This is a genomic window from Gilliamella apicola (assembly GCF_000599985.1).
In the GTDB taxonomy this organism is placed as follows: Bacteria; Pseudomonadota; Gammaproteobacteria; order Enterobacterales; family Orbaceae; genus Gilliamella; species Gilliamella apicola.
This window is the reverse complement of record NZ_CP007445.1, coordinates 2,730,565-2,743,710: the sequence shown is the minus strand read 5'-3', so window position 1 is coordinate 2,743,710 and position 13,146 is coordinate 2,730,565. Positions and strand designations below refer to the sequence as shown.

At 35.1% G+C, this 13,146-nt stretch carries 12 protein-coding genes; all 12 read left to right on the top strand.

Annotated features, from left to right (window positions below):
* Positions 1-74: 74 nt before the first annotated feature.
* The 12 genes from GAPWK_RS12270 to dnaE all read left to right on the top strand — a co-directional run bounded on the left by GAPWK_RS12270 (position 75) and on the right by dnaE (position 13,044).
* Entirely contained in the window at positions 75-386 is a 312-nt protein-coding gene (locus GAPWK_RS12270; RefSeq protein ID WP_025316512.1) for an antibiotic biosynthesis monooxygenase family protein, read from the top strand.
* Between the two features lie 431 nt (positions 387-817).
* Positions 818-1,417, top strand: coding sequence for a LemA family protein (locus GAPWK_RS12265; RefSeq protein ID WP_025316511.1), 600 nt, complete (start codon positions 818-820; stop codon positions 1,415-1,417).
* A 5-nt stretch (positions 1,418-1,422) separates the two neighbouring features.
* Entirely contained in the window at positions 1,423-2,337 is a 915-nt protein-coding gene (locus GAPWK_RS12260) for a TPM domain-containing protein (protein WP_025316510.1), read from the top strand.
* 341 nt (positions 2,338-2,678) lie between these two features.
* Positions 2,679-3,188 carry a 23S rRNA accumulation protein YceD gene (gene yceD, locus GAPWK_RS12255; protein WP_025316509.1) on the top strand — a complete coding sequence of 170 codons (510 nt, stop codon included), beginning with the start codon at positions 2,679-2,681 and terminating at the stop codon, positions 3,186-3,188.
* Between the two features lie 4 nt (positions 3,189-3,192).
* On the top strand, positions 3,193-3,360 hold the full coding sequence (gene rpmF, locus GAPWK_RS12250) for a 50S ribosomal protein L32 (RefSeq protein ID WP_025316508.1): 168 nt from the start codon (positions 3,193-3,195) through the stop codon (positions 3,358-3,360).
* A gap of 33 nt (positions 3,361-3,393) precedes the next feature.
* Complete coding sequence (plsX, locus tag GAPWK_RS12245; RefSeq protein ID WP_025316507.1) at positions 3,394-4,440, top strand: phosphate acyltransferase PlsX; 1,047 nt, start codon at positions 3,394-3,396, stop codon at positions 4,438-4,440.
* Between the two features lie 4 nt (positions 4,441-4,444).
* The gene (locus GAPWK_RS12240) at positions 4,445-5,398 is read left to right on the top strand and encodes a beta-ketoacyl-ACP synthase III (RefSeq protein WP_025316506.1); all 954 of its coding nucleotides are present in this window, start codon (positions 4,445-4,447) and stop codon (positions 5,396-5,398) included.
* Positions 5,399-5,433: 35 nt separating this feature from the next.
* Positions 5,434-6,369 (top strand): ACP S-malonyltransferase, encoded by a 936-nt coding sequence (fabD, locus tag GAPWK_RS12235; RefSeq protein WP_025316505.1) that lies wholly within the window; start codon positions 5,434-5,436, stop codon positions 6,367-6,369.
* Positions 6,370-6,388: 19 nt separating this feature from the next.
* Complete coding sequence (gene fabG, locus GAPWK_RS12230) at positions 6,389-7,123, top strand: 3-oxoacyl-ACP reductase FabG (RefSeq protein ID WP_025316504.1); 735 nt, start codon at positions 6,389-6,391, stop codon at positions 7,121-7,123.
* 150 nt (positions 7,124-7,273) lie between these two features.
* Positions 7,274-7,507: an acyl carrier protein gene (gene acpP, locus GAPWK_RS12225; protein ID WP_025316503.1), complete on the top strand. Its 234-nt coding sequence runs from the start codon at positions 7,274-7,276 to the stop codon at positions 7,505-7,507.
* Between the two features lie 148 nt (positions 7,508-7,655).
* Positions 7,656-8,900 carry a beta-ketoacyl-ACP synthase II gene (fabF, locus tag GAPWK_RS12220; protein WP_025316502.1) on the top strand — a complete coding sequence of 415 codons (1,245 nt, stop codon included), beginning with the start codon at positions 7,656-7,658 and terminating at the stop codon, positions 8,898-8,900.
* Positions 8,901-9,561: 661 nt separating this feature from the next.
* Positions 9,562-13,044 (top strand): DNA polymerase III subunit alpha, encoded by a 3,483-nt coding sequence (gene dnaE / locus GAPWK_RS12215; protein ID WP_025316501.1) that lies wholly within the window; start codon positions 9,562-9,564, stop codon positions 13,042-13,044.
* Positions 13,045-13,146 lie beyond the last annotated feature (102 nt).

Genomic DNA, 13,146 nt, shown 5'->3' with positions numbered 1-13,146 from the left:
AGGCTAGAATATAAATAGCACGCTTATGCGTGCTATTTTTTTGTTAACTACTTGAAATACAAAAGGAGATTTGGATGTATATAGTAATGAATCGTTTTAAGATTAAATGTGGGAGTGAAGATACATTTATTGAAATATGGCGTAACCGAGATAGTCATTTAAAAGAAATGAACGGATTTAATCGTTTTTATTTATTACGAGGAAAAAGTGAGGAAAATTATACGTTATTCTCATCATATGCTGAGTGGGAATCTAAAGCGGATTTTGACATTTGGGTTAATTCTGAACATTTTCAACATACCCATCGTAACACTAACAATCGATCAAATAATAAAGATATTTATTTTGAACCAGCGCAATTAGAGTGTTTTGAAACAATTCTATAATCAAAATAATTATAAAAGATAAAATAAGTTAACCAATTTATCTGAATTTTTGTTAATAAATTTTGTAAGCAATAATAAATGATATTGCGATATATATTTTATAAGTAATGAGGATTATACTTCGCAAATTTGATAAAAAAAGATATAATGTTTACAAACTATACTAAATAATATAGATTTAGTTAGTAAATATCATTATCCGATTTACTTAAATAGTTAACGCAAAGTTACTTTTTCTTGAAGTCTTTTCTTTACAATTTTTCGCTATTCTTATTATTTTTCCATACTAGGCTGTATTTATTTGTTGTTTTAAAAGCAAGTTTTAATACTAAGTAAAACGGCGGGATATATAGTTTTCAAATAGGTTATTTTATTCACTGTTCATAATTTATTGAGTTATCAATTAATTCAATTATTTATAAGGATTTACAATGAAATCAAAATCTTTATTAATTATTATTGTATTACTTATTATTGGGGCTTTTATCTTTTTTAAAGACTATAACAATATTCAAAACCAAGATGAAGCTGTAGTCGCTTCATGGTCTGAAGTTGTTAATCAATATAAACGTCGAGCCGATTTGGTTCCTAATTTAGTCAATACCGTAAAAGGTTATGCTTCTCATGAAAAAGACGTATTAACTCAAGTGACCGATGCTAGAGCTAAAGTCGGTTCAGTTCAAATTAATGCAGATCAACTTAGTGATCCAGCTTTATTTTCTAAATTTCAACAAGCACAATCTGAATTAAGTTCTGCATTAAGTCGATTAATAGCAGTGAGTGAAAACTATCCTGATCTTAAAGCTAATACCCTTTATCAAGATTTAATGAACCAACTTGAAGGTACAGAAAATCGTATTACTGTGGCAAGAGGAAGATATATCCAAACCGTCCAGATTTTTAATAGTTATATTCGCAAATTACCGACTAAATGGGTTGCTGACATAATAGGGCAACAACCAAAACAACAATTTACTGTTGAAAATGAACAACCGATATCTAATGCTCCATCTGTCAATTTTGGGCAATAAGCATAATGAAAAAATATTATCTGCTCTTTTGTTTACTGTTTTTTAATGTTGTAAGTTATGCATTAACTGAAATTCCAACATTTGATCATCGTGTTATTGATACATCACATACTTTAGAATCTTCGCAAATAGATGATTTGGAATCAAGCTTGATTGATTTTCAAAAAACGCGAACTGATGGTGCACAGATCGCTGTATTGATGATAACTAAACTTGATAATGAAACGATTGAACAGTATGCCGATCGGGTGTTTATTCAGTGGAAAATAGGTAAAAAAGAGCAAGATAATGGCATTTTATTATTAATTGTTAAAGATGATAAGTTGATGCGAATTGAAGTTGGTTATGGGTTTGAAGGAACTATTACTGACTTAATTGCCAGCCATATTATTCGTGAACAATTGGCGCCACAATTTAAGAAAAATAACTATTATCAAGGAATACATGATGCGCTTTCAGTTTTGATTAATAAATTGAATGATCCTCAGCAAATACCAGCAACTAATAATGATACAGACCTCAAAACTGTACTTGCTAGTGAATTTGGTGCCAATTTATTTAACTATGGGTTAGCATCCTTTTTTATATGTTTCGCTGTTGCAAGTTTATTTTCGATTAGTTCCACTAAACGTAGAGCTAGCAGAAGTTTAGGTACTGGTTTGCTAAATGGGATATCTGTTGGTGGTTTTACCTTGTTCAATGGCTATTCATTACATATTGTCTTGCCATTACTATTTTTAGCATTTGTTGCTAGTGCTATTTTAAGTGGAATTTTAACTATGAGTGGTGGTAGTGGTCGCGGTCGAGGAGGTGGTTTCGGAGGTGGTAAAGGTGGTGGTTTTGGCGGAGGTCCATTTGGAGGTTTTGGTGGCGGAGGTGGCGGCCGTAGTGGTGGTGGTGGAGCATCCGGAAGTTGGTAATAATAAATGAGATATTTTATTTACCTTATTTTTAATTAATTCTTATTATTTATTGTTAAAAGTAATCAAATTTTTCCTTCCTATATTCTATTTTTCGGAGAAATAATAGTTAACGTAAATCTGATATTTAACATTAAAATTAAATTTATCGATAATATTTTTGACATAAACGAAATTATATAATCAAAATAAATATTAAACTAATAATCAATAAGTAAAGCAAATTATCTTGTTTACGCCCATTGACGAAATCATGATTTAAAGGTAATATGCGCGCCTTACGGCATTGTGTAGTTTTTAACTATACTGAATAAAAATTTTAAGGTAGATATACATATCTTATGCTAAATAAATTGCCATTAACAATTGACCCGATTAAAGCTGCGCAAAAACGGCTTGATTATGTGGGATATTATCCTATTCAAGCTATAACTAGGGTTGATTGTCCGAAAAGTGATATTACGTGTAGCTTATCTTTTGATTTTGATGAGCAAAGACTTTGCGTTATCACAATTGATGCAAAAATGACGTTAGAGTTGATTTGTCAACGTTGTTTTAAACCTTTTATCACTGAAGTTCATGTGATGAATAAATTTAGTCCTGTTAAGAGTGATGCTCAAGCAGAGACTTTACCGGAACATTATGAACCTGTTCTGATGAACGAGTTCGGCGAAGTAGATATATTAGCGTTACTTGAGGACGAAATTATTCTTTCGTTGCCAATTGCGCCGGTACATGATAGTAAACACTGCGAAGTGTCAGAGGCAGATATGGTATTTGGCGAAATTCCTCTTGAGAATGAAAAACCAAATCCGTTTGCAATTTTAGTTAGTTTAAAGAATAAGGGGTAAATCCATGGCTGTTCAACAGAATCGTAAAACTCGTGCAAAACGTGGTATGCGTCGTTCTCATGATGCATTAACTGTTGCTAATATCTCAGTTGATGAATCAGGTAAAACTCATTTACGTCATCACGTAACCGCTGATGGTTATTATCGCGGTCGTAAAGTGATTTCTAAATAATAACTATTTAATTAGAGATCCTCAGGTGACATTTTGGATAATCTAACCATTGCGTTAGATGCTATGAGCGGGGACTTCGGTCCTCGTATTGTTGTCCCTGCTGCAATTCAAGCATTACACTATTATCCAAATCTCTCTATCTTCCTTGTCGGTGATTTAAAGGAAGTCGAATTCTTTCTGTCTAAAGAAAATGCAAAGTTGGTTACTCAATATCAAGAGGATGATCGTTTGATGTTAACTGAATCTACCTCTATCATTACTAATGATATGAAGCCATCTTATGCTATCAGGCATAGTCAAGGTTCCTCAATGAGAATTGCATTGGAGTTAGTGAAAAACAATAAAGCTAAGGCTTGCGTCAGTGCAGGTAATACTGGAGCTCTGATGGGTTTATCTAAACTGCTGTTGCATTCTTTGACAGGCATTGATCGACCTGCGTTAGTTGCTACTATTCCATCATTAAATAATCAAAATACTGTTGTGCTTGATTTAGGGGCTAATGCAGAATGTGATAGTGATATGTTAGTGCAATTTGCCATAATGGGCGAAATTCTAGCAAAGTCAGTTCTTCATATTAAAAATCCGCGCGTTGCTCTACTTAATATAGGTGAAGAAGATATTAAGGGGTTAGATAAGATTCGTGCTGCGGCATCTATTTTGAAAGCAAATGCTCAAATTAATTACATCGGTTATTTAGAAGGTAATGAACTGTTAACCGGTAAAACGGACGTGCTTGTTTGTGACGGCTTTGTTGGTAATGTGACGCTGAAAACGGTAGAAGGATTAATCCAAATTTTTATGTCTTCATTCAAAATGTTGTTGGGGCACAATTCAATAATTATGAAATTTTTGAGTAAGTGGCTTCAAAGAAAAATAGTAAAAAATTTTGGTTATTTAGACCCTGGACGATATAATGGTGCCTGTTTACTTGGACTTCAAAGTATTGTGATTAAAAGTCACGGTAGTGCCAATCAAAAATCATTTTTTGCAGCAATTGAGCAAGCTATTTTAGCTATCGAAACAAATATACCTGAGAAGATTGCCCATAGTCTTTCTTCCGCACTACCTAAGAGCGAATAATTAGATGTATACAAAGATATTAGGAACAGGAAGTTATCTTCCAAAACAAATAAGAACCAATACTGATCTTGAAAAGATGGTTGATACTAGTGATGAATGGATAACGACTCGTACTGGTATTAAAGAAAGACGGATAGCGGCACCCAATGAAACCGTCACAAGTATGGCTTATGAAGCGGCAATTAATGCGATTGATATGGCGGATATCGATAAACAAGATATTGGTTTGATTATTGTTGCAACAGCAACATCTGTTAATGCTTTCCCAAGTTCAGCAACAGAGTTACAAGCTAAATTGGAACTCGATGATTTAATTGCATTTGATGTATCAGCAGCTTGTTCTGGGTTTATTTATGCGCTTGATATCGCAGATAAATATGTTAAAAGTGGTGCAGTTAAATATGCATTAGTTGTTGGTTCAGATATGTTGACACGAGGAGTTGATCCAAATGACCGAGGTACTGTTATTATTTTTGGTGATGGTGCAGGTGCGGTTGTTGTCGGTGCATCAGATGAACCAGGTATTATTGCTTCACATCTTCATGCTAACGGGCGTTATGGCAATTTATTAAAGTATCCATATGTTGATCGTCGTAATATGAGTGATCCTGTTTATATGACTATGCATGGTAACGAAGTGTTTAAAGTTGCTGTTAAAGAACTTTCTAATTTAGTTGATGAGCTTTTATTAGAAAATTCATTTAACAAAACAGATCTAGATTGGTTGGTGCCACATCAAGCTAATTTAAGAATTATTTCAGCAACGGCTAAACGTTTAGATATGGATATGAGTAAAGTTATTGTAACGTTAGATAAACAAGGTAATACTTCAGCAGCTTCTGTTCCTTGTGCTTTAGACACAGGAGTGCGAGATGGGCGAATTCAACGAGGTCAACTAATTTTGTTAGAAGCTTTTGGTGGTGGTTTTGTTTGGGGGTCTGCACTAATTAGATTCTAATTTAGGTTTTATTTTCAATGATCAAGGATTTAATAATGACCAAATTTGCAATGATATTTCCGGGACAAGGTTCACAAACTGTCGGCATGTTAAAAGATCTTGCTGATAATTATCCAATTGTGAAGTCGACTTTTGCTGAAGCTTCTGAGGTACTCGGTTATGATTTGTGGGCTTTAATACAAAATGGCCCAACAGAAGAATTAAATAAAACATGGCAAACACAGCCAGCATTACTTGCCTCATCTGTAGCTATATATAGAGTATGGCAAAGTGAAAATGGCCCCGAACCTGATTTTATGGCGGGACATAGTTTAGGCGAGTATTCAGCTTTAGTTTGTGCGGGTGTAATTGATTTCAAAGATGCGATTAAACTTGTTGAGTTGCGTGGAAAATTAATGCAAGAAGCCGTACCAAATGGTACTGGTGCTATGTTTGCAATTATTGGATTAGATAATGACTCGATTCGTCATGCATGTGAACAAGCAGCACAAGGACAAGTTGTTGCACCGGTGAATTTTAATTCACCAGGTCAGGTCGTTATTGCAGGTAATAAAGAAGCGGTTGAGCGAGCAGGTGTTTTATGTAAAGAGGCTGGCGCTAAACGAGTATTACCTCTTGCAGTGAGTGTTCCTTCACATTGTGCTTTAATGAAACCAGCGGCGGATAAATTAGCATCAACCCTAAATAGTATTACGTTTAATTCACCAAAATTTGTAGTAATTAACAATGTTGATGTCAAATTTGAATCAGCTGTTGACAATATTAAGGCAGCTTTAATTGCTCAGCTTTATAGCCCAGTACGCTGGACTGAAACAGTTGAAGACATGGCTAATCAAGGTGTAACATTGTTAGTTGAAATGGGGCCAGGTAAAGTATTAACAGGTTTAACTAAACGTATTGTCGACACGCTGTCTGGTTGTGCTGTCAATGATAAAGCTTCATTAGATGCCGCATTGGAAATTACTAAATAAAAGATAAAAAGAGGTAAATATGAACCTATCAGGAAAAATTGCTTTAGTCACTGGCGCTAGCCGTGGTATAGGTAGAGCAATTGCAGAAAAACTTGTTGCTTGTGGCGCAACAGTCATTGGAACAGCGACAACAGAAAAAGGGGCTGAGGCTATTAGCCAATACTTAGACAAAAATGGTAAAGGATTAGCCTTAAATGTTACTGATGAGGCATCAATTGAATCGGTAATTAGTACAGTCAAAGCTGAATTTGGTGATATTGATATTTTGGTTAATAATGCTGGCATTACTCGTGATAATTTGTTAATGCGAATGAAAGAGGATGAATGGCAAGATATTTTAGATACAAATTTAACTTCTGTTTTCCGTTTATCTAAAGCATTAATGCGCACAATGATGAAAAAGCGTTATGGCAGAATTATAACTATTGGTTCAGTAGTTGGTACTATGGGTAATGCTGGACAAGCTAATTATGCCGCAGCTAAAGCCGGACTAATTGGCTTTAGCAAATCACTTGCCCGAGAGGTGGCTTCAAGAGGTATTACCGTTAATGTTGTTGCTCCAGGTTTTATTGAAACAGATATGACAGCAGCTTTAACAGATGAACAAAAAGCGTTAACATTGGCACAAGTTCCTGTTGGACGGTTAGGTCAACCAACTGAAATTGCTAATGCAGTAGCTTTTTTAGCATCAGATGAAGCATCTTACATTACTGGTGAAACTTTACATGTCAATGGCGGCATGTATATGGTGTAATTGATTAGAATAGTGTAAAATAAGCCAATATATTAATATTTAGTTAAAAAAATAAGCAATTGGGTTGAAAAATGATTTGCATCTTTTTCAACATTTTATAAACTTACATTCACTGCCACTTTTGGCGATTTTTATAGGAAAAAAAAGAGTATGAGTACTATTGAAGAGCGAGTTAAGAAAATTATTGTTGAGCAACTTGGTGTGAAAGAGGATGAAGTTAAAAATGAATCTTCTTTTGTTGAAGATCTTGGTGCTGACTCTCTTGATACAGTTGAATTAGTTATGGCTTTGGAAGAAGAATTCGATACAGAAATTCCTGATGAAGAAGCTGAAAAAATTACAACTGTTCAATCAGCAATTGATTATATTACTGCAAATCAGTAAGATTGCAGAGTTTTTACAATAGGCGGTCAGATGATCGCCTAGTTCGTATCCTTATCTTTAATTTTTTAATTAAAGAATATTGAACGATAATTAAAAATAAAATTTTCAATGATTCAAATTTCATTTCAATCCTTTTCTGGAGGACAATGTGTCTAAACGCAGAGTTGTTGTCACAGGAATGGGCATGATATCTCCAGTCGGTAATACAGTTGAATCCACGTGGCAAGCACTTTTAGCTGGTCAAAGTGGTGTTGAACTCATAGAACACTTTGATACGGCCCCTTTCGCAACGCGCTTCGCCGCTATGGTTAAGAACTTTGATGGCGAAAATTATAATATTTCACGTAAAGATGCGCGTAAAATGGATTTTTTTATCCAATATGGTATTGCTGCAGGTATACAAGCAATGCAAGATGCGGGTATTGAAATAACAGAAGAAAATGCAGAACGCATTGGTTGTGCTATTGGTTCAGGTATTGGTGGACTTGGATTAATTGAAGAAAATCACAGTGCATTAATTAATGGTGGACCAAGGAAAATTAGCCCGTTTTTTGTGCCATCTACAATTGTTAATATGATTTCTGGCCATTTATCTATTATTTATGGATTAAAAGGTCCAAGTATTACTATAGCTACAGCTTGTTCTTCTGGTGTTCATAACATAGGGCATGCTGCACGTATGATTGCCTATGGTGATGCCGATGCAATGTTAGCTGGCGGAGGAGAAAAAGCAAGTACTCCTCTTGGTATTGGTGGGTTTGGTGCAGCTCGTGCATTATCTACAAATAATGATAATCCTAAAGGTGCAAGTCGACCATGGGATAAAGAGCGCGATGGTTTTGTGCTTGGTGATGGTGCGGGTATTATGTTCTTAGAAGAATATGAACACGCTAAAAAACGTGGTGCTAAAATCTACGCTGAGTTAGTTGGATTTGGTATGAGTGGTGATGCGTATCACATGACCTCACCACCAGCAGATGGCAGTGGTGCAGCGTTAGCTATGAAATGTGCACTTCGTGATGCAGGTATAGGCCCTGAAAAAATCGGATATATTAATGCGCATGGTACATCAACACCAGCTGGTGATAAGGCTGAAACGCAAGCGGTTAAAAGTATTTTTAAAGAAAATGCTAATAAAGTAATGGTTAGTTCAACTAAGTCAATGATCGGTCATTTACTTGGTGCAGCAGGTGCTGTTGAGTCAATTTTTACTGTGCTAGCATTGCGTGATCAGGCTATTCCTCCAACTATTAATCTGGATAATCCAGATGACGGTTGTGATCTGGATTATGTACCTCATACGGCTCGTCAAGTTAAGGATTTAGAATATGCACTTTGTAACTCTTTTGGTTTCGGTGGGACCAACGGTTCAGTGTTATTTAAAAAAATCTAAGTCTATTTTGCTTTCCCATCACTATAAAAGTGATGGGAGTGAGAATTCCCTTTCTATATTACTGATTAGTAATGGTTAAAGTTATCTAATTAAAAAGTGCAGTGCGCCAAATTTTTCAAACAATTTACCGACCTTGGATTTGAAAGTGGAGAGCTATTTGTAGCCGCCCAATCCATAATTGTTTTACTGCATTAGAAGCAACGCATGATTATTGACATGGTGAAAAAGTATCGATAAGACTTTAGCTATGTTAATGTTGGTATACAGTGATCCAGATATGGTTAAAAATGTTTATATATTTTGTTAATCAGTTGGATGACCAATAACTCGTGAAGAAATAGGTTTAATCAATATTAATAAGTAGCAGTATTGTATTGTGCTGAAGGAGGAGCGATCTACAACTCACTTACTGAGTTAACCTAAGCACAGTATTTGCTGGAATTAAAGCGGCAAATGCAGAAGGATTACGTCGTAAAAAATATTAAAAATTCTATTTTAGATTATGTTATCTGCAATAAAGAAAGCTCTAATTGATCTTTTGTACGAGAGTTTTTATTATTGCGATCTTGTATAAATTTATGCATGTAAACAGGGTAAGAATATTCATCTTGCTTGTGTTATAATACCAACCAATTTTATATCATTTTTATTTTCGGTAATTATGGCAGAACCCAAATTTATTCATCTTCATTTACATAGCGATTTTTCCATGATTGATGGAATTGCTAAAGTGAGTACATTAGTTAGTGAAGTGAGCAAATTACAGATGCCAGCTTTTGCGATCACTGATTTTACAAATCTTTGCGGACTGGTTAAATTTTATGGTTCTGCAATGTCCAAAGGAATTAAACCTATTATTGGTGCCGATTTAGTTATTAAAAATCCTCAATTATCAGATGATATTTATCAGTTAACATTATTAGCTGCAACTAATGAGGGATATCAAAATCTTACTTTATTAATTTCTAAAGCTTATCAGCGAGGTTATATCGGCGATATGCCTGTTGTGGATCAACAATGGTTGGTTGAGCATAAAGCTGGATTAATTGTTTTAGCTGGAAGAGAAAGTGATATTGGTGTTGGCATTACTCGTAATAATCAAGTAATAGTTGATAATGGAATTAATTTTTATTCTGAAAATTTTCCTAATCATTTTTATTTTGAACTGGTACGAACTGGTCGTACTAATGAAGAATTATTCATTCATACTGCCGTGAAACTTGCCGAACAACATCAATTACCTGTTGTTGCAACCAATGATGTTAGATTTTTAAGATCCTCAGATTTTGAAGCTCATGAAATTCGTGTAGCCATTCATGATGGCAATACACTTGAAGATCCTAATCGCCCTAAAAACTACTCGTCTCAACAGTATCTTCGTAGTGAACAAGAGATGTGTGACCTATTTTTGGATATTCCAGAAGCCTTGGCAAATAGTGTTGAAATAGCAAAACGATGTAATGTTACAATTCGACTTGGTGAATACTTTTTACCTAAATTTCCAACTGGAGATATGTCAACTGAAGACTTTTTAGTCCATAAGTCACGAATGGGTTTAGAAGAAAGACTTGAATTTCTATTTCCCGATCCTGAAATAAGAAAACAAAGAAGATCGGAATATGATGAACGCTTAGAAACAGAATTAAATGTCATTAATCAGATGGGGTTTCCTGGTTACTTTCTGATAGTTATGGAGTTTATTCAATGGTCAAAAGATAATGATATTCCTGTTGGACCTGGACGAGGTTCAGGTGCGGGCTCTCTCGTTGCTTATGCTTTAAAAATTACTGATTTAGATCCGTTAGCGTTTGATTTGCTATTTGAACGTTTCTTAAATCCTGAACGTGTTTCAATGCCTGACTTTGATGTTGACTTTTGTATGGAAAAACGCGATCTGGTTATCGGTCATGTTGCTGATATGTATGGACGTGATGCTGTTTCACAGATTATTACTTTTGGTACGATGGCTGCGAAAGCGGTAATACGTGATGTTGGTCGAGTACTTGGACACCCTTATGGATTTGTTGATCGTATTTCTAAGTTAATTCCGCTTGATCCAGGTATGACACTGGCAAAAGCTTTTGAAGTTGAACCTCAGCTTCAAGATTTATATGATAATAATGAAGAGATTAAATCATTAATTGACATTGCACGTCAATTAGAAGGGGTCACACGAAATGCGGGTAAACATGCTGGTGGGGTCGTGATTTCACCTACTAAAATTACGGATTTCGCACCAATTTATTGTGATCCAGAAGGAAATCATCCAGTAACGCAGTTTGATAAAAATGATGTTGAATATGCTGGACTAGTAAAATTTGACTTTTTAGGTCTACGAACATTAACCATTATTAATTGGGCAATTAAAATGATTAATGAGCGTCAGTTGAGAAACGGACAACCACTAGTTGATATCAATCGCATAGAACTTGATGATAAAGATTCTTTTGAACTGTTGTTAAAAGCCGAAACAACAGCTGTATTCCAGCTGGAATCTAGAGGAATGAAAGATTTAATTCGGCGTTTAAAACCAGACTGTTTTGAGGATATGATAGCGTTAGTGGCACTTTTTCGCCCTGGTCCATTACAATCTGGCATGGTAGATAATTTTATCGATCGTAAACACGGTCGAGAAGATGTTTCTTATCCCGATATAAAATACCAACATGAGTCATTAAAACCAATATTGGATCCAACCTATGGTATTATTTTATATCAAGAACAAGTTATGCAGATCGCCCAAACCTTATCTGGTTACACGTTAGGCGGAGCAGATTTATTGCGTCGAGCTATGGGTAAGAAAAAACCTGAAGAAATGGCAAAACAGCGGTTCGTCTTTAAAGAAGGTGCAGAAAAACAAGGTGTTGATGGCGAACTTGCGATGCGTATATTCGATTTAGTTGAAAAGTTTGCTGGTTATGGATTTAATAAATCTCATTCTGCTGCTTATGCACTTGTTTCTTATCAAACATTGTGGTTAAAAACACACTATCCCGCTGAATTTATGGCAGCAGTGATGACTGCTGATATGGATAATACTGACAAAATTGTTGGTTTAGTTGATGAATGTTTAAGAATGGGATTAAAAGTTAATCCTCCTGATATTAATAGTGGTCTCTATCATTTTCATGTGAATGATAAAGGGGAGATTGTTTATGGTATTGGCGCTATAAAGGGGGTTGGTGAAGGCCCAATTGAGGCTATTGTTGAGGCTCGTAACAGTGGTGGATATTTCAAAAATATCTTTGAACTTTGCGCTAGAACAGACATGAAGAAAATTAATCGTCGGATACTTGAAAAACTGACTATGGCTGGAGCTTTTGACAAATTAGGACCACATCGAGCGGCGATTTTACATAGTATTAATGATGCGATGCAAGCTGCAGATCAATATGCCAAAGCCCAAGATATCGGTCAAGAAGATATGTTTGGTGTTTTAGCCGAAGAGCCTGAGCAAGTTGAATATGCATATGCCTCAGTTCCCGAATTACCTGCTCAAGTGTTGTTAGATGGTGAGCGAGAAGCATTAGGATTATATTTAACTGGTCATCCAGTAACTCAATATTTAAAAGAATTGAATCGTTATTCTGGCGGGTTAAGAATAAGTGAAGCTTCTCCTACCGGTTGGGGAAAACTAGCAACCTTTGCAGGTATAGTTACTGAGGCTAGAGTTAGGGTGACTAAAAAGGGTAATAAGATTGGTTTATTTACCTTAGATGATCGTTCAGGTCGTATTGATGGCATGCTGTTTGCTGATTCTTTGGAAAAATTTGGGCATCTACTCGTGAAAGATAAAATTCTCATTGTGTCAGGACAAGTTAGTCACGATGATTTTAATGGTGGACTCAAAATGTCAGTACGAGATATTGTAGATTTAAAAGATGCTCGAGCAAAATATGTAAAAGGTCTTGCTGTCACATTAACTGAAATTGAAGCTAATCGCTCAATATTACTACGATTGCAACAAATTTTTGAGCCTTATCGCCATGGAAGTGTACCTGTTAATTTATATTATCATCGCGACGATTCTGTAGTTCGTATCCAATTTGGTACTACATGGCGAATAGTACCTGAAGATGCCTTAATTGTAGAATTAAAAACATTACTTGGTAATGATCGCATTGAATTTGAGTTTGATAAATAATTACTTATTAATTGAGTATTATTGATTTAAAAGATTAGATTAATAAAGTCACTATTATTAAAAACTAGTGGCTTTATTTTTGGATAATTGAAGTAAATTGAT